Genomic DNA, 25,228 nt, shown 5'->3' with positions numbered 1-25,228 from the left:
CGGTTACAGGAGCAACGCCTGTCATTTCAGGCGTTCCGCAGGGTCAGGGAAGTATTTATTCTTATGCAGCTACACCCGGCGTATTAAATACTGCTCAGTTTGGAGAAGATATCAATGTATTCTACGATGATGCAACGGGCGGTATTCATGGCTATGTAGTTCAGGGCAATCCAAATCAGCTTCAAGCCGATGGGTTTGATGATCTGGATCAGGGAAAATATTATGGCGTCTTTGCTCCAGGAGGTCAGAAGGTTGACATCCGAATGGATTACAACAACGGAGGTTCATATGACCCTGACAGAAGAATCGTTTACCGAAAAGATGCGGCGGATAATTTGGCTGTGGGCGGATGGGAACGACTTTCAGGTTTAATTACTTCCGACGTTAGCAATGATTCTATTTTTGCTTACAATGTGCCTACAGGAGAAGTATCTACAGCGACATTAAATCCACCAAGTTCATATCCAACCCTCGGAGATACAGATCCGGGTGGTGCGTTGAATTTCGATGGTTCCACGCAATTTGTTCAGTTACCGAATTTCTCTCTTGATCCCTCTGGACAAAACTTCACAGTTGAGCTTTGGGCTAAGCCTTCAGCATTAGGAGGAACAGACAATCTATTCGTTCAAGAAGATGGTACCGGAACAGGCAGGGCATTCCTCTACCTTACTGGAAATACGCTAGCCTCGCTTCTAGGTGGCAGCACCATTCAGTCTGGCTCACCTACAGTGGTAAATAACAATACCTGGTATCATTTCGCGGTAACCTATGATGGTGTGAATGTGACCATATATATTGACGGAGTGCTAGAAGCTCAAGCGGCTGTCACACCGGAAGCCGCAAATGGAGCATTTAGAATAGGATCGAGCAAGACTGGGGCATCAACATTGACAGGAGATATTGATGAAGTTAGAATTTGGAATGAGGCGTTATCTAGTACCGAACTTTCAAATTTCGCGAATACAACAAACATTTCTGGGCATCCAAATTATGCCGATATGTTGGCATACTACAAATTCGATGATGGCTCAGGATCAACTATATTGGAAGATGTATTCGCCAATAATGACGGAACCCTTACTGGTATGGATGAGAATACTGATTGGGTTTCATCAGGAGCTTTTGGAGCAACTGGATCTTCTTCCTTCATCACCACTTGGTCAACCACAGATGGAACCATAACCATTCCTATCAATGGAGCCTATACCTATAACTATGATGTCACATGGACCAATCTGACAAATACAGGAGTTGGTGATGGGTCTTTGACCTCACAAGCAGGTGGAGCAGTGTTATCGGGACTTGAAAATGGAAGTATTTACCAGTTAGAGATATCGGGCACTTTCCCGGCGATTTATTTTAACAATGGGCCTGAAGTGCTAAAAATTCAAACCATTGAGCAGTGGGGAAATAATCCTTGGGTCAACATGCATGCTGCCTTCTATGGCTGTCAAAATCTTACATACAATGCAACCGATGCTCCTGATTTATCAGCAGTTCCTAGTACCTCCTTAATGTTCGCAAATTGCGGTGATTTCAATGGAGACATTGGCGGCTGGGATGTAAGTTCTGTCACAAATATGGGCGGGATGTTTAGTGATGCCAGTAGCTTCAATCAGGATATCACAGGCTGGGATGTTAGTAGTGTTACTCTTATGAACCAAATGTTCCAGGGAACACCTTTCAATCAGCCGATTGATAGCTGGAATGTGAGCGGAGTTACAAATATGTCAGGAATGTTTGCTAATAACGGATTTTTCAATCAGGATTTAGCAAGCTGGGATGTGAGCAACGTAACCAGCTTTAATGCCATGTTCGCTCAAAACCCGGTTTTCAATGGAGATATTTCTGGCTGGAATACAATTATGGCCTTGAATATGTCAGACATGTTCCGTGCTGCTACGGCCTTTAATCAGGACATTTCTGGCTGGGATGTAGGCATGGTTCAAAACATGGAGGGCATGTTTGAAGGTGCAATTTTATTCAATCAACCGATAGGTAGCTGGGATGTGTCTTCCGTTTGGAACATGGAAAGTATGTTTCAGGGAGCTACCGCTTTTAATCAGCCAATTGGCTCATGGAATGTTTCCACTGTCCAAAGTTTTTCGTTTATGTTTTTCGGAGCATCTAGCTTCAATCAGGACTTGTCTACATGGAATACCATTACGGCTGAATTGATGGATGCTATGTTTAGAGATGCCACAAGCTTCAATCAGCCGTTGGATTCATGGAATGTCAGCAATGTCTATGACTTAGGGGCCATGTTTATGAATGCAACAGCCTTTGATCAACCTCTTTCGTCTTGGGATGTCTCAAATGGACCGGATATGTACTCAATGTTTGAGAGTGCTACCTCTTTCAATCAGGATATCTCAGGATGGGATGTCACTTTTGTAAGTGATTTCTCCTTCATGTTTAGTGGAGCTACTTCTTTTGCTCAGGATTTAAGTACCTGGACCACAGATGATGCAGGTGACTTTTCATATATGTTCTTCAATGCTGTGAATTTCGATTCGGACCTTTCCGGTTGGAACCTGCAAAGCATAACCTCCATGGATGAAATGTTGAGTAATTCCGGTATTTCGACAGCTAATTATGATGCAATTTTGACAGGATGGTCTGGACAAACGGTCAATTCGGGTATCACACTTGGGGCCACCGGTCTTACTTATACAAGTGCTGCACAGGCGGCTCGGGATATACTTGTAAATTCACCTAATAACTGGATAATAACCGGTGATATGCTTCAAGCTACTCCACCTGCAGCCCCGACAGATTTTGTAACCATTGAGGAGTCAGATGGATCGGTTACCCTGAATTGGACAGATAATGCAACAGATGAGACGGATTACATAATAGAGCAATCTAGTGATAATGCTGTTTGGAGTCAGTTTGGAGGCTCTTTAGGAATTGATGCAGTCACGACCAATACAGGTGTTGTCACAGCTGAAACAGCAAATTGGTGGAGAGTGGTTGCGGTTGGCTCAGGCGGCAGTGCGACCTCATCAGCCAGATATGCTGGAAATATAACTGCCCCTGGCAATGCACTCGATTTTGATGGAATTGATGATCATGTGAACGTTGGTGATATTCACGACTTTTCAAGTCCTTTTACGATTGAAGCATGGGTGTCACGGGCAACAACCGGAAATCCGGATTGGGTAGTATCAAATGGTACTTCTCCTGTTAATACGAGTGAATATTTGCACTTTGGTTTTGGTGCCGGAAATCAGCTTCGATTAGATTTCTATGCCGATGGTGTTTCATCAATAGAGACCATCACAGATGCAGATTGGCATCACATTGCGGCTACTTATGATGGTTCCGAAGTTGCATTATATCTAGATGGTGAAGCCTTAACTATTGCCGATCCTTCTATAGCACCATTTGCGGGAATAGGAGATTTTAGAATTGGTCAAGCGTTTGATTCAGAGTTTTTCCAGGGTCAGATTGACGAGGTTAGAGTATGGAGCCGGGATCTTTCACAGGTAGAAATCCAATCCAATTTGTACAATACACTAGATGGGAGTGAACCAAATCTGATGGCTTATTATCGTTTTGATCACTCTGGAGAGTTTGAATTAGCTGATTATTCAGATAGTAATATCAGTGGGTTTTTACAAGGAATGGATCCGTCAGACTGGGTTCCTTCAGGAGCGATGACACAAATAGTCCCTGATGCCACATTTACGACCATAGATGTCCCTGGATCTAATTTAACTGCAGGCTCTACAAATAATCTTGTTTATAAATTCAGTGTCTCCGCTTCAGGTGGAGATGTTACGAAACAAGGAATGAGTGTAGCATTAGGAGGAAATGCAACTGCTGCAGATTTTAGCACAAATGGCTGGAAACTTTATGAAAGTGTCAATACTGATACAGGAATTGGTGGAGCATCATTAATTGGTTCTACAAATATTGGAGATGCGGCAGCTGATAGTGTTGGATTTGTTATATCGGGCGACATCCTGGATGGAGATACACATTACTTCTATCTGGCAGTTGACATTGATGTGTCAGCAACGGTTGGTAATTCTTTCAATGTAGTGCTCTGGAGTCCCGATCCTTTAGAGGGTTTTGGTCTGGTAAGTCCAAAAAATAAGATTGACGGTGGATTCATTGATGGAAATACCTTTACGATTCAGAGTGGAGACAATACTTCACCAACTCCTGTAATTTCCAGTTCAGAATCAAACCCTACCAACTCAAATCCTATTCCAATTAATATAGACTTTGGTGAGGTTGTAGTAGGATTTGATGTAACCGACATAGCTGTTGGCAATGGTATTGCGCAGAGTTTTGTAGATGTAGATGGTCAGAATTTTACAGTGGAGGTTGTACCAACTGCAGACGGGACTGTTACAATAGATATTGCTGACGCTGCGGCACAGGATTTGGCGGGGAACGAAAGTTTAATTGCAACACAATTCTCAATAGATTACGATGGTACTGGTCCTTTAGTCACATTTGATCAGGATGGTTTGGCAGTGAATGATACCAATCTTTCAGGCACAACAGGTGACGCATCTGATATGATTCTAATGTCATTGGATGGCGGTTCAACCTTGACATCAGTTATAGTAAATGGGGATGCAACCTGGACTTATGATATGAGTGCAGACCCAAATTATGTAGGAGATGGATTTTATACAGTTTATCTGGATGCCACTGATTCATTAGGCAATCAAACCATCATTTCCACAGGAACGGTAACGATAGATCAGACAGGCCCATCGATCACATTTGATCAGGATGGATCAATAACCAATGATACCAATCTAACAGGGACCATTAGCAATGTTTCTGATGTTATTGAGGTATCAGTCGATGGCGGTATTACCCTATCTCCTGCAACGAATAATGGCGATGGCACCTGGGCTTATGACATAAGTTCTGATCCAAACTTTATTGGGGATGGAGCCTACAATATTTATCTGGATGCTATTGATCCATTGGGAAATCAGGTGCTCTTTACTAATGGGAGTGTTTCGATAGATCAGACTCCTCCGGTAATTGCAGTCGATGAGACTGGTACATCGATAAGGAATCCACTTATTACAGGTGAAATAGATGACCCATTAGCAACGATTGAGATTGAAGTTGATGGTGAATCCGTATCAGCAACAAACAATGGAGACGGAACCTGGGCATTGGTGGCGGGGAGTTTGTCGTCTGGATTGGCTGATGGTACCTACGATGTAATAGCAACGGCCATTGATTTGGCCGGAAATATTGGTTCCGACAATACTACAGATGAATTGATAATTACCCAGTCAGTTTTTGCGCTTTCTGCAAGTGATATTAGTTCAACAGGATTTACTGCTCGATGGAGTATTGGATTGGATGTACTGGCCTATCAGGTTGATATTTCCTCATCTAGTGATTTTTCAACATTTATTGATGGTTTTGAGAATTTCGAAACTACTGCTAATGGTGTTTTTGTAACCAACCTGGATTTTTCCACAAACTACTATTACAGAGTTAGGTTAGTTAATACAAATGATGTCATCTCTGAAAATTCAAATACGCGAAGAGTTAAGACTACTATTGACCCTGAAACGCTTGCAGATTCACTTGCACTTGTTCAGATTCATGAAGCTATTGCACCGCAAGGCTTAAACTGGGGGACGGAGAGGTTAAGGAATTGGGATGGAGTAACGCTTGATTTCAATAGAACTCGGGTTGATATTGTGAATCTCAGCGGTACTCAGGCCGCAGGGAATATGCCAAACCCATTTACTGGTGATGCATTGGCCAATGGTGGGTTAAGTAACCTTACAGGCATGGATGTTTCGAATAATGGAATTACTGGTTTGATGGATTTTTCTTCTACATCCGTTTCCACATTGTTTGTAAATTCAAATATTTTGGAGTTTGACGACTTAGAACCTTTGGTTGCTCTGGATATTGCCACACTGGATTATTCAGATCAGGCGAACGTTCAATTTAATGAGACTACAGATGAAAGTGCAATTGAGGTGAGGTATACGAATGACTATTCACTGTCAATTACAATTGGAGGTTCGAACAACAGTTATAGTTGGTTCAGGAATGGTTCAGCCATATCGACCGGAACTGAATTTATAATTAGCGATGCTGAAGTTGTCATTCAGTCTATTGATTATGACAATATGGGTGAATTTAACGTTGAGATCACCAGCTCGGCTGTACCAGGTCTTACAATAGATGTAGATCCACAAATCGTTTGGGCTGTAGCGGACATGCAAGTATCAGTCTCCGATTCAGAAGGTAATCCTCTAAGTGCCCCATTTGATGCGAGTATGCTGGAGACCACAAGAACAAAGACAGGGTTTAGGGAGCTTGAAAAACTTGAAGGGGTAAGCTCACCTACATTCACATTTCCAGATGTAGTATTGGGCAATTATATCATCTTCGTTGAATCAGATCTTGAATTATATATTCCGACTTATTATGGAGATGTGTTTGAATGGACTGAAGCTGATACATTATTCTTTAGAAGCGATGATATTATTGAAATGACAATGACTGAGGTTCCGCCAGAGCTAAAAGAGGGAGATGGCGATGGTACATTAGATGTTTTGATAGAGGAAGATTTTGGTGATGAAGAAGGAAGGATTGATGCAAGAAGGCGTGCCGCCAAGAGAAAATGTGGATTGCGTAGAAAGACTGGTGGAGGACGTACAGGTCAGGATGATGATCAGTATGAACTTATTGCCTATGGAGAGACGGATGAAAACGGAGAATTCCAGTTTGGGTTCTTACCAGAAGGCACCTATAGATTCTTCGTGGAATATCCGGGTATTCCACTTGATGATTCTTCTTTTGTTGAGTTTGTAGTAGGAGAGGAAGGGGTAAGTGATACGGACTTTAAGCTCGCAGCTTTTGCAACAGAGGATGGAGTAGAAATCTCCATTGAGGCAGTGCTGGGTATTATTCTTGAATATTTTAAAGACTTGCAGATATATCCAAATCCATCAAGGGAGTATTTGAATATTCGTTATCGTCATTTGAAGTCAGGAGATGTAACAGCACAGTTAGTGGACTTGGCCGGAAATACCAAATGGTCTCATGACCTACGAAACGGGTTTGAAGGAGAATTAAAAGTGGATGTAAGTGATTATGAAGAAGGCATCTATATCCTGAGGTTCTACGATCGGGAGAGTCCCAAGGATAATGTGGTAAGCTTTAGGATAATTGTAAGGGATTAACAGAACACTTAATAACTTGTTAAAGGATGGCAGAACTGCCATCCTTTTTCATATAATCCTTTTTAAGCGAAACTTAACTTTATTTTTTTCTCCATCACGAAAGAATTTGACCTTAATCTTTCTTCCGTCTCGGGATTGAAGGATGTTGATAATATCTGAAAGGCTATTATATCTTAATGTTTTACCATTGATAGAGTGAATAATATCGCCTTTTCTAATGTCAGCATTGTAAGCGGGAGTTCCTTTATCAACATTAACAACCACCATCGTATCCAGCTTCGAACCAATTGCATTTAGCGACATCCCACTCATATTGTATTCAAATGATTCGCCATACTTGTCGCTTTTACTTAAGTAAAGCTTGCTATGCGAATAGTCAAAGGTCACATTGAACCTGTTCAAAAGTTCACCACCAAAAGTTCCTACTCTTGCCCCACGTTTTATGACTTTGTTATAGGCCCCCTCAAAAGGTGCCGATACAAGCATTTTATTGAAATCAAAGCATCCGATTTGCACAGAATCCATTCTGCCAATGTAGCCTGGAATATCTCCTGCAATCCCTCGTCCGAGCCTGGTTTGTATGGTTTTTTCAGGCAAGTCTACTCCATCTAGATAGTTGTAATCAATCAATGCTGCATGACTTGCCCCAGTATCAATCATTATATCCAAGGTGGTTTTCTTATCTCCTTGCCTAATGGTAGCGTTAATGAATGGCTTAGATCCTCTCACTTCAATTGGAATCTCAATATCCCTTCTATTTTTACGATACTTTTTGGGATCGTAGAGTGTGATAACATTGTCATCATAGTCTACTTCAACAACAAATCGGGAAAAAATATCATAACCAATAATCCCGTGAACGTCATCACCAATGTTTTCTGACAGTTTCAGGTAATCTTCTTTGAGTACCAACATGTTCATGTTGTGTCCAATCACTCCACCAGGCAAACCAAATGTGATTTGATTTGCTATTAAAGCTTCCACTGAATCAATAAGGCCGGGCCCATCAATAGTAATTTCCCTTAGGTAATTGACACCCAGAACATCTCCGTAAAGTTTTTCAGTAAGAATCGCATTTTCTACCCCAGTATCAAGTATAAACTTCAGGGTAAGAAAGCGATTAATCGTTAAAGGGATTATGATAAGATTATTGTGCTGCTCAAATGGGATCTCAATTTTTCTTGTATTCTCAGGCATTTTAAAGCCAAACTCTTTTTGACCGGATGCAGATGAACACAGACATGTATTAATAACTAAAATGAATGCAATCAAACTGATTATAGGATTTCGCATAGGAAAGTCTCTTACGTAATGAATTACACTCATCTAACAACACGGATAAAAACCAACCCTTATTTAAACTATAAAATTTAGTCAAACAGGTCTTTAATATCGCTTTGTGAAAGACTTTTTACAAAACTTTCTTCTACAGTGATAAGATCAGACGCCAATTGCTGCTTGTGTTCTTGCAGTTTTATGATCTTTTCTTCGATTGTGTCCTTACTCACGAATTTGTAAGCAAATACTTTTTTGGTTTGGCCAATACGATGAGCACGGTCTATTGCCTGAGCCTCCACCGCTGGATTCCACCAGGGGTCTAGCAGAAAGACATAATCCGCTTTGGTCAGGTTTAATCCTGTACCACCGGCCTTAAGTGATATTAGGAATACAGACACATCAGGATCATTTTGAAACCTTTCCACTTGTTTTTGCCGGTCTTTGGTGGAACCGTCTAGATAGGCAAATGGAAGTTGCTGATCCGTCAGGTAGTCAGATACAATTTTAAGATGCTTAACAAACTGACTGAATATGAGCACCTTGTGACCTTTGGAAATGGAGTTTTCAATCATATATGTAACCTCTTCCAGCTTGCCGGAACCGTCATCATAATCCTGATCAACCATTTTAGGGTGGTTTGCAATCTGGCGTAGCTGGGTAAGCCCTTGCAGCAAGATCATGTGGGATTTGGATACTCCGTCCGTTTCAATGACATCCAGGATTTTACTTCGAAAGGCATTCTTCTCTTTTTCGTAATACTCCCGTTGCGCATCGGACATGGTGCAGTACCTGATGTTGATGACCTTTTCCGGCAAATCATCCGCTACCTGACTTTTCTCCCTTCTTAAAAGGAAGGGTTTAATGAGAGAGTTTAGCTTTTTGGTTTTATGCTCATCCTTCCCTTTTTCAATGGGTTTCAGGTATTCTTTTTTAAAATATGATTCATTGCCCAACAGTCCGGGATTCAAAAAACTCATTTGAGACCATAAATCCAATGTACTGTTCTCTATAGGAGTACCGGTGAGAATAAGTTTTCTACGCGACTTAAGTTCTCTTACTTTTTTAGATATTAATGAATCCGGATTTTTAATTGCCTGGGATTCATCAAGAATTATATAGTTGAAGTAGAATTCAGCCAGAATATCAGTGTCTACACGTGTGGTACCGTAGCTGGTAATGACAATGTCATATTTACTAAATCGATTGGTATCTTTCACCCGATTGATTCCAGTATAGTTGAGGATTTTTAGCTCCGGCGTAAACTTTTTGGCCTCCATTTCCCAGTTGTAGAGGAGGGAGGTTGGCATAATCAGTAAACTGGTGCTTTCCGGATTTTCATTTTTTTGGTGCTGTAGCAATGTGAGCGCCTGAATGGTTTTACCCAGACCCATATCATCAGCCAGACATCCCCCGAAATTGTAGTCCTCAAGAAACCTTAGCCAGTTGTACCCTGCCAGCTGGTAAGGTCGAAGATCACCTTTGAATGAAGCCGGAACTTGATAGTCTTCCATTTTTTCGTACGAAAGCAACTTTTCAAGTTTCCGATCCATTGTCACTTTTGCATGATCTCCTTCTTTCAATTCCTGTACAAGGGAGACGTGAATTTTATTTAAGGTGATCCCATTTTCCGTCTCCGAAGAAAAAGCAAAAAGATCTTTGTATCGGGTTATCCATGATTCCGGAATAACCCCGATTTCGCCATTCGGAAGTGTGATCTCCGTTTTTCCTTTCAGAATGTATTTTCTGATTTCTTCGAATGGGATTTCAAAATCGCCAAAACGAATCTTGGCTTTAAGGTCGAACCAATCCACTCCCTCACTCACCTCCAGATCAATGGTTGACTCCCCAACGAAAAACTTCTTGCCTTGCTGATTCTGGTTTATAATAAAATCCTGTAGAAGGTCACTATTGCGGCCAATCCAATCAAACGCTGTTGTTTTAGGAAGCGTGGCTCTTGAATTTCTCAATTGCAGCCCATTTATAGCTAGCTGTTCGATGATGCCTTTCTCTCCTTCATGATCTCTGCTGATTCGATGAAACGTGTAGTTATCGTTTTGCTTTTCAAGCGAAACACTCACTTTGCTTAGCTTGTCTGCATTGAAATTATGTTTTCCATAATCGAATGAGAGCTCGAATAAAAGCTTGTCATTCTCTATTTCAGGGGCATTTCCGTTCGTATCAAAAAGGGATGCATTTCGGGTGGTTTGCAGCTCACTAACCGTGATCTTCGGAGTAGGTTTTGGTTTGTGGGTGACGATATCAAAACCTTTGGCATATACATCAAATTCAGAGATTAGCGGCCCAACAAATTTTTTATAGTACGTTTCCTCTATGTCTTTTGGAATGAGTATGAACTTCTTTTTTAAAAATGGCTTCAGTTTTCCACCACTAACCGGCTTTTGAAAAGTGAAGAGTTGGTCATTGGCAACTAACCAAGCGGGTTCTTTACAAAGGAGGTAGCTGCCGTTATTTAGAAACTCAACTTTTTCCCCCTTGAGCTTAATGGTTGGAAAATAGTGAGTATTGTCCTCGTTTTTGCGAAAATGAAAAAGCACTGTGGCCTTTTCATCTACCACCTCTATCTCTTTCCATGCGGGCTCTCCATCCTTGCCCATTTCGAAGAGACGCTTGCCTCCGATCAAGGCTAAAATTTGTGATCTTCTTCTCTCGATATAGGCTTCTATTTCCCCTTGAAGAAGTTTGTCCCCTGTATTTTGATCATAAGTCTTGAGGAAAAACTCCTCAGGCTTCATTCGTTTCTTTTGAAAGTGATTGGCCACCTGATCTTGCTGGATTTGATCCATCAGTTTGATGATCTTAAAGTCATTATCATCCAAACCTGCACTAAATTCCTTTGCGTTTTTAGCCGATATATTTTGGTGGGAATAGCTGAGTTCCCCTTTGTCGTTCAGTTGTACTACAAAAGATTCGATGAGGTACCCCAAATACTCATGATCGTAGAGGGAATAGATTAATTCAAACGGCTGTTCGGGTGATACTTTCACGGACTTTTAAAATCGGGTAAACTTCGAAAATAAGTAAAAAACCATAGTGAAACAGCAATTAACCAAGAAGAGTTTGTTAGTTATTGTAATGTATGGGTAGAAAATGATTTACCGGCCTTAATTGCTGGTTGAATGGATGCCAGAATCGTGATAATGACAATGGCAATCACGGTTAGAAAGACATCAAGCAGTTCAATTTTCACGGGGTAGCTGTTCATGACGGCAGACTCCATACCCATACCTACTAAACCGTAATGCTGCTGTAATAAGCTTAGTGACACACCCATTAATAGTCCTACACCAGCGCCAGTGAAAGCGACAATGCACCCCTCGTAGAGGAATATGTTCCGGATAAGTTTTGTAGATGCCCCCTGCGCAAACAACACTGAAATGTCCTTTTTCTTTTCAATGACCAGCATAGTGAGTGAGAAAAAGATATTGATGGACGCAATCCCTATGATCGAAACAAGAATAATAAACACGAAAAGTTTTTCAATTTTCAGCACCTTGTAGAGGTCACTGTGAAGTTCTTCCCCCAGCTTTACTTGAAATCGGTTTCCCATTTTGCTTTGAAGCACTTCCTTGATTTGAGATGAATTTGCTCCTTTCTCCAGGTAAATATCGAATGATGAAAGCTTGTTGTCATAATCGAGGAGTTCACGTGCAAATTCTACCGGGACAAATACATAATTGTCGTCATAGTACTTTTCAATTGCGAAAATCCCACCCGGAATGATGTTCAATAGGTTATACATCCTGGATGGATTTACTACACCCGGTCCGATATCTTTTGGATAATACATTTGCAAGGTGTAAAAATCATTTTTGAGGCTCAGGGATAAATCATACTGTACGCCCCTTCCAATTAGGGCATAGGCAATACTGTCACGGACAAGTGGAAACTGCCCACTAACCATTACATTTTTGATTCCGCTAAATTGATCAAAATCTCTTCCCACACCTTTCATACGGACCAATCGCTGAGCGTCCTTGTATTGCACCAGCACATTGTCTTCGATCACTTTAGATACACCCATCACTCCATCAACAGATTGAATCTGATCGAAGTAAGCAGAGTCATAAATGAAGGATTTGCCTGAAGTTGGTTGAATTACAATATCCGGATCGAAGTTTCCATACATGGATCGCAATAAACCTTCCAACCCATTGAAGACAGAAAGTGCCAGAATGAGACACATCGTGCCAATGGCGACCACCACCATCGAAATGATGGATATCACATTGATGAAGTTTTTCTTTTTCCCAGATAGAAAATATTTCCTTGCTATGAAATAAGGAAAATTCATTGGTCTTCAGGCGGTATGTCTAGTTTGTTTATAAGGTTGTCGATTTTGGAGGCTTTTTCCTCCGTGTCATCATGAAAAAACGCCAGCTCCGGAATAATTCTTACCTGACTACCAATTTTTTTTCCAAGCTTAAGGCGAACCTCACTTTTGATTTTTTCCAAGTGCTTGAAAACTTCCTCTGCCTTGCTGATTGGGAAAATGCTAATGTGAATACGGGCCAGCCCAAGGTCAGGTGATACACTGACACCTGTGATTGTGCCTAATGATGATCCAAAGTAATGAGAAGGATCTTGCTGAAATATTCCAGCCAGGTCCTTTTGTAGTTGTTTACTGTATTTTATTTGCCTCTTACTTTCCATATATCTGCAAATATCCTAAGATAATCCGTAAGGGGTTTAGCCAAATATTCTAATTTCGAATTTATTCTGATTCACATCCTTTAAATCAATACTGATTGTTACGATTTTTTAGAATAAACGATCCTTACCGACTTGCCTTCATTTTTATTCTAATGATAATCATAAGGCTTGTGCAAAGCTATTTTATCAATGATTCATCGTCATATGAATTAAAATGGCTGCTATTGGGTGAATGGTTGGGTCAAGGATTCCGGATGTATAGTGAGACATTTGACTACACGGGCCCTATTGCAGCTTTCGTGTACAAATACTTATACCTGATATTCGGAAAGACTTCTTTTATTCATTATGGATTCAGTTCTCTGGTCATCATCTTTCAGGCTGGCATTTTTAACCAGCTCCTTTTGAAGAACAAAGCCTATGATGAAAACAGCTACTTACCTGCATTTCTTTACATGATTTTGATGGTGTCAGTGCCAGATTTCATGGCACTATCCCCCCAATTGCTCAGTTTAACGTTTGTTTTGCTTGCTTTGAGAAATGTACTCAGGCGGATAGATAATCAGGTAACGGATGAGCTTTTCCTGAATTCCGGTATTTACATTGGCATAGCTACAATGATCTATTTGCCTTCGATGGTGTTTTTTCTTTCTTTTCTTTTCGCGCTAATCTTATTCTCAACTGCAGTTACAAGAAGACTGCTATTGTACCTATTTAGCTTCTTATTGGCCTTCTCATTGTGTGCTATTTATTTTTATTGGCGGGGTGACCTAGGGGTGTTTATTGATAGCTACCTGACGCAAAACCTTGTAATGAATGTAGAATCACCAGTTGGCGGATTGGATGTTTTGATTATTTCAGCCGGATTTATTTTTCTATTCATCCTTTCTGTCTTTAAAACATGGAGTTCATCTCGACTTACGAATTTTCAGCAAAAAATACAGCAGGTGATTTGGTTGGTGTTTTTTGGTGGCATAGCCACGTTCTTTCTATCGAATGAAAAGTCCTTGCATGAATTGGTGTTTATCGTTCCCGTAATTGCTTATTTCTGGACGCACTATTTTATCCTGCTGAAGAAGAAGTTCTTTCGATTCGTTATGCCGGGCATTATGGTTTTTGGCATCCTTATCTATTCGACATTTATTTATCAGAATCATGCTGAACCCCTTAAAATAAACTGGGCAGGTAAATTGGAAGAAGGAACAATGGTTATTGGGAGTAGCCTTGATTACTATTCTGAGCAGAAGATTTTAACTCCATGCTTTAATCTGCACTTATCACAAAAGGCGTTTGAGGGGCTATCGTACTACAGCTCAGCTGGAGATTTATATCTACTCTTTCAAAAAATAGATCCGGATATTATCATAGACGAAATGGAAGTATTCCCTTCAATGATGGATCGTTTTCCAAAAATTGAAAAGGACTATACTCGAGAGGGAGAAAGGAGATATCAAAAAGCTAACAATTGATCTTGTTGACTCTACGCTCATGACGACCTCCTTCAAATTCGGTTTGAATAAAAGTATCAGTTAAGCTTTCAGCATATTCATAGGCTACAAATCGGGCCGGCAAGCAAATGATATTGGCATTGTTGTGCTGTCTTGCCAAAGCAGCCAGCTCTGTATTCCAGCAAAGAGCAGCACGAACATTTTCATGCTTATTTGCAGTCATTGCTACTCCGTTTCCACTACCACAAATCAGAATGCCCAGCTCAAAATCTTCTGAGGCTATCGAGGTAGCGAGCGGATGAACATGATCCGGATAGTCTACAGAGTCATCTGTTTTTGGACCAAAATCACGAACCTCATGGCCATTGCTTTCCAGGTGCTTAATGAGTCTTTCTTTATACTGAAATCCGGCATGATCGCCACCTATTGCTATTTTCATGTGTGTATAATTTGTTTTCAATGATCACATTGAATGTCCCAATAATTTGAAATCTACAACAACCTTGATTTTCCTCAAATATTTGGCTAGCGTAGCTCGATTTATGGACATTTCATGATAACTGTTCTTTGCTTTCTCTTGCTTCTCTTCTTTCGATCCGCTTCGCTATAAGAATACTCATTTGATAGAGCATCATCAAAGGTAAAGCAATCAATATTTGACTAAATGGATCCGGTGGTGTTACCACTGCTCCTAATATCAAAATTACAATGATTGCATGTTTTCTGTAAGTTTTCATCAATGATGAGCTCACGATTCCCGCCTTGGTCAGGAAATAAACAACGACGGGAAGCTGGAACAACAATCCACAACCAAATACAATCAACGTAACCGTGCTGATGTATGAAGAAAGGTCAAATAGGTTTTGAAGTGAAGGATCGGCTTGATAAGAAGAAAAGAACCGTACCGAGATTGGCGCGATTAAAAAATATCCAAATAAAACCCCCAGCATAAAAAGTATACTTACCGAAAAAGTGGCGCCTCTTGAGGCTTTTCTTTCCTGTGGACGCAAGCCCGGGCGAATAAACCGCCAGATTTCCCAAAACAGGTAGGGGAACCCAACCACCAGACCAGCAAAAAATGAGATGGAAACGTGCGTCATAAACTGACTGCTTAACTTTCTACTTACTAGTTCGAAAGGAAGCTTATCTATGCAAAGAGCCGGTGTTCCTATAAGATCTGCCAGTTGACATAGTTTTTGATACGTCCAAAAGTCTGTTCGAGACGGTCCTAGTAGCACCTGTCCAATCACAAAATCTTTAGCAATGAAAGCAGCTATCGCAAAAACAGAAATGGCGATTAAAGAGCGAATGATGTGCCATCTTAGCTCCTCGAGATGATCCAGAAAGGACATCTCTTTTTCATCTGACATCTGATCCAGTGGCATATTAACCCTTAAACAATGGGAATTTAGACATCCAGCCATTGACCTCAGTTTTCACTTCGGCAATTTTAGATTCATCATCTTTATTGGCAATCACTGTGTCAATATGGTCAACAATTTTCACCATATCTGCTTCAGTCATTCCTCTTGTGGTAACTGCCGGGGTTCCTATCCGCATACCTGAAGTGACGAATGGACTCTTGTCATCGAAAGGAACCATGTTTTTGTTGACGGTAATATCTGCCTTGATCAGCGCATTTTCCGCATCCTTTCCTGTGATATCTTTTGATCTAAGATCTATCAGCATCAAATGATTATCAGTACCGCCTGATATCACATCATACCTTTTACTCACAAAGGCATCCGCCATCGCTGAAGCATTTTTCTTTACCTGTAGGAGGTAATTCATGTATTCATCAGAAAGAGCCTCTCCAAACGCGACAGCTTTTGCCGCGATAATGTGTTCAAGTGGTCCACCCTGTGTTCCCGGGAAAACACCCGAGTCAAGCAATGAACTCAATTTTCTAACCACTCCTTTGGGAGTTGTCAAGCCCCATGGATTGTCAATATCATCTCTTACAAGGATCATCCCACCCCTTGGGCCTCTCAAAGTTTTGTGTGTGGTGGTAGTTACAATGTGACAATATTCCAGTGGGTCATTCAAAAGCCCCCGTGCAATCATACCAGAAGGGTGTGATACATCAGCGAGCAGAATCGCTCCAACTTCATCGGCGACCTCCCTAAATCGTGCATAATCCCAATCCCGACTATATGCTGAAGCACCGGCGATGATCATTTTTGGCTTTTTATCCTTAGCAACTTTTTCAAGTTGATCATAGTCTATCAGCCCTGTTTCTTTTTCAACTCCGTAGAAGTTGGGTTTGTAAAGTTTACCGGAAAAATTTACAGCTGAGCCGTGGGTAAGATGACCACCGTGAGAGAGATCAAATCCCAATATTTCATCTCCTGCTTTTAAGCAGGCCAGCATCACAGCTGCATTGGCCTGAGCACCTGAGTGGGGCTGTACATTGGCCCATGTTGCTCCAAAAAGTTCTTTCGCTCGTTCCCTTGCCAGGTCTTCAATTTCATCTACCACCTCACAGCCTCCATAGTATCGTTTTCCAGGGAGCCCTTCAGCGTACTTATTAGTAAGTACGCTACCAGCAGCTTCCAGCACTTGTGGTGAAACAATATTTTCTGAGGCTATCAGCTCAATCCCTTCTAGCTGTCGTTTCTCTTCAGCCTTGATTAGGTCGAAAACTTTCTGATCTTTTTGCATGGCGTAAAATTAACTGAGACAGTTTATATCTTAGCCGTAATCCTAACTATAATATGGCCAAAGCGAAAAGTGTATTTTTTTGTCAATCATGTGGTGCCGAGTCAGCCAAATGGGTGGGAAAATGTCCGTCATGTGGTGAGTGGAATACGTACGTCGAAGAGGTGGTATCAAAAGGCGTTTCTTCTCAGGTCAGTTTTACTTCAGAGAAAAGTAAACCTGTTAACATAAAGGAGGTTGGTGAATCGGCAAGAAAGGAGAGATTGCGGACTGGTATCAGCGAGCTCGATAGAGTGCTGGGTGGAGGGATTGTGGATGGATCACTTGTATTGGTCGGTGGGGAGCCGGGAATCGGGAAGAGTACCATTATGCTGCAAATGGCCATTCAACTCCCGCAAAAAACCTTGTATGTTTCAGGAGAGGAAAGTGCAGAGCAGATAAGAATGCGAGCAGAGCGGATTGGAACTACATCTGAAAACTGCTTTCTGTACGCTGAAACGAGCTTGTCAGAAGTGATCAGGCAGGCGGAGAGTTTAGCTCCGGATATTATTATTATTGACTCTATTCAGACACTTCACTCGGAAAGGATTGAAGCGGCCATTGGATCCATTTCCCAGGTAAAAGAGTGTACCGGACAGCTAATGAAATTTGCAAAGCAGAAGGGCATTCCGGTTTTCTTAATTGGCCATGTAAATAAGGATGGTGCGATTGCCGGGCCCAAAGTTTTAGAGCACATGGTGGATACGGTCTTACAGTTTGAAGGTGATCGCCATTTATCTTATCGGATTTTGCGAACAATAAAAAATCGATTTGGGTCTACTTCGGAATTGGGTATGTTCGAAATGAATGCCAATGGGTTAAGGGAAGTGACAAATCCTTCAGAAATCCTCATTTCACCTCGTGAAGAGGGCCTGAGTGGTATCGCACTTGGAGCAACTTTGGAAGGTAACAGGCCTTTGATTCTGGAGACGCAGGCTCTTGTGAGTCCCACAAGTTATGGTAATCCCCAGCGTAGCACCACAGGATATGACTATAAAAGATTGACGATGTTGCTGGCGGTTATGGAAAAGCGATTAGGGATAAGGTTAAGTACGCAGGATGTGTTTTTAAATATTGCCGGTGGCTTGAAAGTGCAGGATACTGCATTGGATTTGGCCATTTGCTCAGCTATTTTTTCCTCTTTTGAGGATTCACCAATTGGTGAGAGCGTTTGTTTTGCGGCAGAGGTTGGGTTGGGAGGTGAGATCAGACCGGTAAGCAGAATTGAAAACCGGATTAATGAAGCCGAGAAACTTGGGTTTAAAGAAATTTATATTTCAAAGCATAATTTAAAGGCAAAAGATCTAACCCAGTTTAAAATAAAAGTTCATTCCTTTTCTAAGCTTAGCGATACGTTTAGAAATTTATTTTAGTAGAAAAACCACCGCCTTCAATGGAAGAAACCAAAAGCAATAAACCCACCATTCTGTGCATGTATTCCGGAGGCATTGATTCCACAGGGGTGCTGCATCAGCTAATGACCAATGAAAAATATATCGAGCACCCACTGATCGTTCATCACATACATATTTTTAATCGCGAAAACAGAGCCAAAGCAGAATCAAGTGCGGTGAAAGCTGTACTAACTTATTATCAGAAAAATGTAGATCGTAAATTTTTAGTTACCGAAAGCACCTTCAACACGATGGGATTTGCTCCATTGAAATCGGTTCGATTTCCGTTTGATATGGATGTTTGTGCCTTCTTTTCCGGTAATATATGCGCGGCAAGAAAAGATATTGGGATGGTAGCAATGGGCAGAACAAAAACAGATGTGGATTCCGGAGGTGACAACTTCATGCTTCGAATGAAAAGGGCGCAAGCGATTTTCAAAAGTGTTTTGTCTCTCGAAAGAAAGGATATACCGGAGTATATATTCCCGGTTGTTGATTTTACAAAAAAGGAAATCTGGGAGTTTTTGCCTGAAGAAGTAAGGACAAATACCTGGTGGTGTCGAAGGCCAATATATGAAGAGGGAAAAGCTCCAAAAGCATGTGGCAAGTGTCCAACTTGCAAGGCCGTAAAAGACTTTGTTGATGCAGGGATATGAAGAAATATTTAACCAACGTGGAAAATCCTACCATCTTGCGATGGAGAAATACCCACATGCAAGAGACGAAGAATTTTTAGCTGCAACCAAACGTCTCCTACAGAAAGAGAATTGTGTAATTCTGGATTTGCCTGCCGGAGGAGGCTACCTTCAAAGACACCTGAAAAAAGGTGTTAATTACCTCGCCTATGATTTTTCAGGTGAGTTTAATGACAATCATCAGGGCATTAAGAAATGCCGTGAAGGCAGGATCGAACTAGGTGATGAGTCTGTGGATGAGATTGTGAGCCTGGCTGCATTTCACCATATAGCAGCTAGGCAAGAGTTTTATTGTGAGATGAAACGAATCCTGAAACCCGGAGGACGATTGATCATTGGTGATGTGGTGGCAGGAGGAAAACTTGACCGGTTTCTCAATGGTTTTCTCGATACCTGGAATAGCATGGGACACAATGGTAGATTTATCACGAATAATGACATCAATAATATCAACCGATGCGGGTTTAAAGTCAAATTTGAGAAAGATCAGTATTTCTGGGATTTCAGCTCTCAGGAAGATGCCATTGAGTTCTTCCGCCTTTTATTTTGCCTGGATTTAAAACCAAGTGATCAGGATGTGATTGAGGCGTTTCAAGAATTAGGTGTTAGGGAGAGTAAAAGATATTTAATTGCCTGGGAGCTAGGCTTTCTCACATGTGAGAAATAACGCCGCTACTCGTTATCATCCGTATTTTTCTTTCCTCTTCTTCCGTTTAAGCTTTTCTTCTTCACGTCATTGTCTCTTTGCGTACGCTTGTTTTTGAGGTCTCTACGTTTCTGACGTTTGATGATGGAGTAAATTCCGTCACGTTTCTTGGTTTTTACTTTCTTACCCAGGAAGACATTGGTATCAACACCCTTTGCTCCGGCAATTGGTCCACGGGATAGTCCACTTTCCGGTTCTTTAGATCTACGCTGACCAAAAGCGAAACTCATTCCAAAACGATAGTCAATGGCTTTAGCATCAGGAACTGAAAAGTTCACAATTTGATCTGCTGCCATGTACAGCTGAACCGGCCCAGCCTTGGCTGTAAACGCTGCACCTAAATTGAAAAATTGTTGAGGAAGCTTGGTAGCACTGGCAGATGCTGTAAATGCCCTTCCAAATTTGTAAGTAACTCCGCCACCGTAAAGCATTTTAAGTTGTCGCTGAACAAGCCTTGTCCCTGCTGTAACATAAAAATCCATCTTTGGGCTGTAATGGTAAATCCAGCTGCCGTGAGCGGTGACCGGTAGCCAACTTTTATATGGATCATTATTTTCTGTGGTCTCGAACTTACTAAACAAAGAATCCTCAAGTGTCTGTTCTATATCATCAAGTTCAGCCAGATCAACTCCATTGTACCTAAAAGAGGTGTCTGTTAAAACCTGATTTTCGATGTTTTCTTTCCAGTTGATAAATCCAATATCAACTATTGATCCCGTGATGGTATAATATCTATTTAGGTGATAAGTACCACCCAAGTCAATTGCAAATCCGGTATTCCCATTCATGATAAGATGAGAAACTAAATCTTGGTTATCAAACCCATTTTCGCCGGAATAAATGTCCAGACCAGAGGTCCTGAGTTGGGCATTTTTCCATTCAGCGTTCAATTGGAATGCTTCTCCATCCGAATGAAGGATTGCTTTTGCATTTCCCGGAACACTTACATTAGCAAATCCCACTAAAAACTTAGCTCGAATGCCAGCTGTCAGTTGATCGTTAATAGGAGCTGCTAATCCTAAACCAAACTCCCTAAAGTGTGATGCTCTTAACCCAATTTTAGAGACTTTTACATCTTCATTCAAAAACTGTTCATTACCATTCCAGACGTAATTGACCATCTGCTTTGGGTATAAAAAATCTACTTCTACCCGCTCATTTGCAACAAAGCTAAGTAATGGGCCTGCATCCAGCCGATAACCAACATGGAGAAGGTTGATGCTTACTTTTGAAGAAAGCATATTCTGATTTTGTAGCTCGCCCAATATCTTATCAATATCAATAAGTGTCCTATCACTTTCTTTAGTGAAGGTTTCATTATAACTCACCTTATTATTGACATTTACATGAATACCAGAAAGCACAGGTAATCCAATAAAAAGCTTCCCCTCTGGTATTAGTGAAGGGTTTATGAGGTTATTCTGAAAAGTAGCATTGCCCAAATGCTGAAAAGATAGACTCGTTTGACTCTTTGCAGATATAATTGAAATCAGGAGCAGTATGGTTAGTCCAAATTTTCTCATTTATAGATCTATATTGAACTGGGCACCAACACCAACAGTTAGTTCAAGTGAATAGTTTGCCAAAATTTTCACATAAATTTCTCTTGACGTTTGACTTACAGGTGTATTTAGTGTCATTGTGATAATTACATGGGAAGCGTCACCCAGAAGCCTCACTTCTTCTTTTGTCAGGTAAATATCGTGAGTGAATCCACTTGGATCCGTTACAATCCCATTTATATTAATCAAAGGCGCTTTGATTATTGGTATGTCGGTAAATCTTGCAACTTGAGCCTCATCATATAGAGGGTCTGTAGTATCGAGTACTGGAATAAGTGATACGCTATCTTCATTCTGAACTTCTAAGCTTACTGTTCCATTAAAAGGCAGTTGATTTTCTGTTACTATACGGATAAAAACAGAGTCTACATCGCTTAAATCCAAGCCATCACCCAATCCAAAGCTTCCGGTTTCCTGGAGGTTTTCCAGTTGAATTTCGAATGGGACTTCCATAGTCACAAATGCTTGTATCTGGCTTGTTGGTTGAACATAGTTCAATGCCCCCTGGCTTGAAGGATTGGAAAAACCAGTAACGCCAAATTGCAAGGTGCTTGGAGCTGAACCCAGAAGTGCAACAATATTGGAGTTGGCCCTATTTATCTCAATAATTGATTGAGCTGTTTCACCGGGAGTATTTGGTCCGGGTGAGTTAACATCAGAGCCAGCAATAATGGGACGATTATTTACGATATCCCCGGCAAGTCGGATTATAGTAGCTCCATTTCCGTCAAGCCCCGAAACTCCAGAAAAGTCAACACCTACCGGCAAACCGAAAGAGTTCCTAAAATCAAATGAAATACTTGGGTTCCCAAACGTAATACCCGACCTGTTTGATTGGCTGAAGAAGTCCAAATCTATTGATTGATTTCCAACTTGAACCGTATCCTGTCCAAACTTACCATATATCAGATTGAATGTTTGATTGCCATAAGTTAAAGCAAACGAAATCTCTTCTGTTCCTAAAAGAGCATCCGTTGCAGCCAGGTTCACAGTGGCATTTAAATCCACTGTGAATGTATTGTCGTTGCTGGTCAGATTTGTTTTATGATTAACCAGCGATTGAGTTTGGGTATCATTTCCACCATTTGCAATTGTTCCACTTAAGATAACAGGATTACCAGAATTAATATTTGTTGTGTTGTCAATGGTGTAAGTATAATTAAGTGTTCCGGGCAAGGTTGAAGTCGTCACCAAGGTTAAGTCACCAGTGGCATAGAAAACAGAATCTAATTCCTCATCACCCTGAGGATTATATTCCAGCGTAAATGTCTGATTGAAAGGTACTGTTCTTGCCGTCCCAGCAGGACTAGCTGGGGCAGTAGCTGTTCCACTTTGAGTAATATCCCCAATCTGTACAAAATCATCCTGCGCATTATAGGTAATAGTATCGTGATAGAGAAGGGTCAATAACGAGGTGCTGTCCTCCTGAAAGTTGAGTGAGTCTCCTGTTTGCTTACCTAATAAATCACGCATGACATATTTGGAGGTACCCAAAGGAAATACATCAGGCCCCTTGATAGGTGTAACCTCCAAATTATCAAACTCCAACTCCCCTATATTGCAGGCCGCAACTAAGAATGCGCAGAGGATTACATACACAAATTTTTTCACCGCTGACAAATTGATCTAAAATTAAGTCTTATTGTATAATATTTTCATTTTTTCGATTAAAGCCTTCAACGCCCTGAAGTCCACCTGTGTGTAATAGCACTATTTTAAGATTTTTTTCAAATTTATCGGTTTTAATCATATCCCAAACGGCAAAAAAGGACTTTCCCGTATAAATGGGTTCCAGGGGGATGCCAAAGTTTTCTTTGAACCAATTGATAAAATCGATCAATTCGACCGTTGTTTTGCCATATCCACCAAAATGATACGCATTAATTATTTTAAAATTGGAGGAAGAAATATTGTGTTTTCTCAGCAATTCATCCATTTCATTAAAAATGAAATCCCCTTTTAAGCTGCTGATTCCCAGCACTTGTTGATCTTCTTTCACAGAATTTACTAAACCTGCAAAGGTTCCACCGGTTCCTATTGGCGTTGCGATCAGATCGAAGGAATCTGATATTTCTGAAATAATCTCTTCACATCCTTTTAAGGCCAAAGCATTGGTTCCACCTTCCGGTAAAAAGTAGTGATTGGGGTATTTTTTTTCGATCAGGTCAGGGTTACCTCGGTAATTTCTAAAAATATCACGACCCACAAAATGAAGCTCCATCCCTTTTTTGTGGGCAAAATGGAGTGTGGGATTGCTGTTTGCTTCTAATTCATCACCACGTATAATTCCAATGGCTTCAATACCATTTTCACGTGCCAATGCAGCTGTTGCTGCGATATGATTGCTGAAAGCCCCTCCCATCGTTATCAGTTTATTGAAACCTCTTTTTTTCAGCTCAATTAAATTGAATTTCAGTTTTCGCCACTTATTCCCCATTATTTCCGGATGAATAAGGTCATCACGCTTCACAAATAGCTTGATACCTTTTTCAATCAAAAGAGGGTGTGATATTTCCTGCGTTGGTGTTGGAAGGTTCTCCATGGCTTAAATTTACAGCCATGACGGATGAACCCAACGAAATTGAGGAGGACTTATACGAGCATCATCAGATTACTGTAGATGCCGGGCAAGAGTTATTAAGGATTGATAAATTCTTGATGGATCGATTGCCAAATGTTACCCGAAATAAGGTTCAGGCAGGTATCAAGGATGGGTTCGTGAAAGTGAATGGTTCTGATGTCAAACCAAATTATAAAGTACATCCCGGAGATGATATTTCGGTGATGCTTCCAGAGCCCCCAAGAGATGAAGAACTGGTGCCTGAAAACATCCCTCTCGATATTGTTCTTGAGGACGAACACCTTTTGGTGGTGAATAAACCCGCCGGAATGGTGGTTCATCCTGCATATCAAAACTGGTCCGGCACACTTGTCAATGCACTTGCTTATCACTTTAGCAATCTACCTGAAATGAAAGGTAATGACGGTCGTCCGGGATTGGTACATCGAATAGACAAGGATACTTCAGGCTTGCTGGTAATAGCCAAAACTGAAACGGCCATGACGGGCCTTGCCAAGCAATTTTTTGATCACTCCATCGAGCGCACCTATCACGCCCTAGTATGGGGTATACCGGAAGAACCGAAAGGCACCATTGACGCAATGGTTGGCAGAAGTTTAAAAGACCGAAGAATTACAACTGTTTTTCCGGATGGGGATTTTGGAAAAAAAGCCATAACACACTATGAGGTATTAGAAGACCTGAGGTATGTATCACTGGTAAAATGCAATCTCGAGACGGGGAGAACTCATCAGATTAGAGCCCATATGCGATGGATAGGGCACCCATTGTTTAATGACACCACCTATGGTGGCGGTGAAATTGTAAAAGGGACAGTTTTCACCAAATACAAGCAGTTTGTTCAGAATTGTTTTAAAATGATACCCAGGCAGGCGTTACACGCAAAAACGCTGGGGTTCATTCACCCTATTACCAAAGAGAAAATATTTGTAGACTCAGAGCTCCCTGAGGACTTTGCTGCAGTTGTAGATAAATGGAAACACTACATTGACCATACAGATTAAAA

Annotated in this window: 16 protein-coding genes; 6 read left to right on the top strand and 10 right to left on the bottom strand. The window is 41.0% G+C overall.

Annotated elements, in window-relative coordinates; translation table 11 throughout:
• Window positions 1-413: 413 nt before the first annotated feature.
• The gene (locus tag RIC88_RS19780) at window positions 414-7,190 is read left to right on the top strand and encodes a BspA family leucine-rich repeat surface protein (protein WP_502880011.1); all 6,777 of its coding nucleotides are present in this window, start codon (window positions 414-416) and stop codon (window positions 7,188-7,190) included.
• A 48-nt stretch (window positions 7,191-7,238) separates the two neighbouring features.
• On the opposite strand, the gene RIC88_RS16625 is transcribed toward RIC88_RS19780, so the two are convergent.
• The 4 genes from RIC88_RS16625 to rbfA all read right to left on the bottom strand — a co-directional run bounded on the left by RIC88_RS16625 (window position 7,239) and on the right by rbfA (window position 13,139).
• The gene (locus RIC88_RS16625) at window positions 7,239-8,483 is read right to left on the bottom strand and encodes a PDZ domain-containing protein (RefSeq protein ID WP_350218696.1); all 1,245 of its coding nucleotides are present in this window, start codon (window positions 8,481-8,483) and stop codon (window positions 7,239-7,241) included.
• Window positions 8,484-8,560: 77 nt separating this feature from the next.
• Window positions 8,561-11,473, bottom strand: coding sequence for a DEAD/DEAH box helicase (locus RIC88_RS16620; protein ID WP_350218695.1), 2,913 nt, complete (start codon window positions 11,471-11,473; stop codon window positions 8,561-8,563).
• A gap of 80 nt (window positions 11,474-11,553) precedes the next feature.
• Window positions 11,554-12,780, bottom strand: a complete 1,227-nt coding sequence (locus tag RIC88_RS16615; protein WP_350218694.1) for an FtsX-like permease family protein — start codon at window positions 12,778-12,780, stop codon at window positions 11,554-11,556.
• Window positions 12,777-13,139 (bottom strand): 30S ribosome-binding factor RbfA, encoded by a 363-nt coding sequence (gene rbfA, locus RIC88_RS16610; protein WP_350218693.1) that lies wholly within the window; start codon window positions 13,137-13,139, stop codon window positions 12,777-12,779. The genes RIC88_RS16615 and rbfA overlap by 4 nt, the downstream gene beginning before the upstream one ends.
• A gap of 170 nt (window positions 13,140-13,309) precedes the next feature.
• Between rbfA and RIC88_RS16605 the strand changes: the two genes are divergently transcribed.
• Window positions 13,310-14,608 (top strand): hypothetical protein, encoded by a 1,299-nt coding sequence (locus RIC88_RS16605; protein ID WP_350218692.1) that lies wholly within the window; start codon window positions 13,310-13,312, stop codon window positions 14,606-14,608.
• Here the strand turns inward: RIC88_RS16605 and rpiB are convergent.
• The 3 genes from rpiB to glyA all read right to left on the bottom strand — a co-directional run bounded on the left by rpiB (window position 14,598) and on the right by glyA (window position 17,248).
• Entirely contained in the window at window positions 14,598-15,026 is a 429-nt protein-coding gene (rpiB, locus tag RIC88_RS16600) for a ribose 5-phosphate isomerase B (protein ID WP_350218691.1), read from the bottom strand. The two genes, RIC88_RS16605 and rpiB, sit on opposite strands and share 11 nt — an antisense overlap.
• Before the next feature lie 112 nt (window positions 15,027-15,138).
• A complete protein-coding gene (gene tatC, locus RIC88_RS16595; protein ID WP_350218690.1) occupies window positions 15,139-16,011 on the bottom strand; it encodes a twin-arginine translocase subunit TatC in 873 nt (290 codons plus the stop codon).
• Entirely contained in the window at window positions 15,974-17,248 is a 1,275-nt protein-coding gene (gene glyA, locus RIC88_RS16590; protein WP_350218689.1) for a serine hydroxymethyltransferase, read from the bottom strand. The genes tatC and glyA overlap by 38 nt, the downstream gene beginning before the upstream one ends.
• A gap of 53 nt (window positions 17,249-17,301) precedes the next feature.
• Between glyA and radA the strand changes: the two genes are divergently transcribed.
• The 3 genes from radA to RIC88_RS16575 are packed head-to-tail and all read left to right on the top strand — an operon-like array spanning window position 17,302 to window position 20,040.
• Window positions 17,302-18,657, top strand: a complete 1,356-nt coding sequence (radA, locus tag RIC88_RS16585) for a DNA repair protein RadA (protein ID WP_350218688.1) — start codon at window positions 17,302-17,304, stop codon at window positions 18,655-18,657.
• Between the two features lie 20 nt (window positions 18,658-18,677).
• Window positions 18,678-19,334: a 7-cyano-7-deazaguanine synthase gene (locus RIC88_RS16580; protein WP_350218687.1), complete on the top strand. Its 657-nt coding sequence runs from the start codon at window positions 18,678-18,680 to the stop codon at window positions 19,332-19,334.
• Window positions 19,321-20,040 carry a class I SAM-dependent methyltransferase gene (locus RIC88_RS16575; RefSeq protein ID WP_350218686.1) on the top strand — a complete coding sequence of 240 codons (720 nt, stop codon included), beginning with the start codon at window positions 19,321-19,323 and terminating at the stop codon, window positions 20,038-20,040. Before RIC88_RS16580 ends, RIC88_RS16575 begins: the two co-directional genes overlap by 14 nt.
• A gap of 5 nt (window positions 20,041-20,045) precedes the next feature.
• Here RIC88_RS16575 and RIC88_RS16570 read toward each other — a convergent pair whose 3' ends face one another.
• From RIC88_RS16570 to RIC88_RS16560, 3 genes are read right to left on the bottom strand one after another with little or no spacing between them, the layout of a single operon-like run.
• Complete coding sequence (locus RIC88_RS16570; RefSeq protein ID WP_350218685.1) at window positions 20,046-21,602, bottom strand: DUF5723 family protein; 1,557 nt, start codon at window positions 21,600-21,602, stop codon at window positions 20,046-20,048.
• Entirely contained in the window at window positions 21,603-23,252 is a 1,650-nt protein-coding gene (locus tag RIC88_RS16565) for a hypothetical protein (protein WP_350218684.1), read from the bottom strand. It lies immediately after the preceding gene.
• A 28-nt stretch (window positions 23,253-23,280) separates the two neighbouring features.
• Complete coding sequence (locus tag RIC88_RS16560) at window positions 23,281-24,183, bottom strand: 1-aminocyclopropane-1-carboxylate deaminase/D-cysteine desulfhydrase (protein WP_350218683.1); 903 nt, start codon at window positions 24,181-24,183, stop codon at window positions 23,281-23,283.
• A 17-nt stretch (window positions 24,184-24,200) separates the two neighbouring features.
• Here RIC88_RS16560 and RIC88_RS16555 point away from each other — a divergent pair, with 17 nt between their 5' ends.
• Window positions 24,201-25,226 carry an RluA family pseudouridine synthase gene (locus RIC88_RS16555; protein WP_350218682.1) on the top strand — a complete coding sequence of 342 codons (1,026 nt, stop codon included), beginning with the start codon at window positions 24,201-24,203 and terminating at the stop codon, window positions 25,224-25,226.
• Window positions 25,227-25,228: the final 2 nt, after the last annotated feature.

Origin of the sequence: Ekhidna sp. (assembly GCF_040220215.1) — a bacterium.
Lineage (GTDB): Bacteria > Bacteroidota > Bacteroidia > Cytophagales > Cyclobacteriaceae > Ekhidna.
Note: the sequence above shows the minus strand (reverse complement) of the source record. Positions and strands in the feature narration are given on the sequence as shown.

Coding starts and splice junctions, on each gene's coding strand:
- RIC88_RS16625 (WP_350218696.1), bottom strand. CDS start 8,483: ATGCGAAATCCTATAATCAGTTTGATTGCATTCATTTTAGTTATTAAT.
- RIC88_RS16615 (WP_350218694.1), bottom strand. CDS start 12,780: ATGAATTTTCCTTATTTCATAGCAAGGAAATATTTTCTATCTGGGAAA.
- rbfA (WP_350218693.1), bottom strand. CDS start 13,139: ATGGAAAGTAAGAGGCAAATAAAATACAGTAAACAACTACAAAAGGAC.
- rpiB (WP_350218691.1), bottom strand. CDS start 15,026: ATGAAAATAGCAATAGGTGGCGATCATGCCGGATTTCAGTATAAAGAA.
- tatC (WP_350218690.1), bottom strand. CDS start 16,011: ATGGCTGGATGTCTAAATTCCCATTGTTTAAGGGTTAATATGCCACTG.
- glyA (WP_350218689.1), bottom strand. CDS start 17,248: ATGCAAAAAGATCAGAAAGTTTTCGACCTAATCAAGGCTGAAGAGAAA.
- radA (WP_350218688.1), top strand. CDS start 17,302: ATGGCCAAAGCGAAAAGTGTATTTTTTTGTCAATCATGTGGTGCCGAG.
- RIC88_RS16580 (WP_350218687.1), top strand. CDS start 18,678: ATGGAAGAAACCAAAAGCAATAAACCCACCATTCTGTGCATGTATTCC.
- RIC88_RS16575 (WP_350218686.1), top strand. CDS start 19,321: ATGCAGGGATATGAAGAAATATTTAACCAACGTGGAAAATCCTACCAT.
- RIC88_RS16570 (WP_350218685.1), bottom strand. CDS start 21,602: ATGAGAAAATTTGGACTAACCATACTGCTCCTGATTTCAATTATATCT.
- RIC88_RS16560 (WP_350218683.1), bottom strand. CDS start 24,183: ATGGAGAACCTTCCAACACCAACGCAGGAAATATCACACCCTCTTTTG.
- RIC88_RS16555 (WP_350218682.1), top strand. CDS start 24,201: ATGACGGATGAACCCAACGAAATTGAGGAGGACTTATACGAGCATCAT.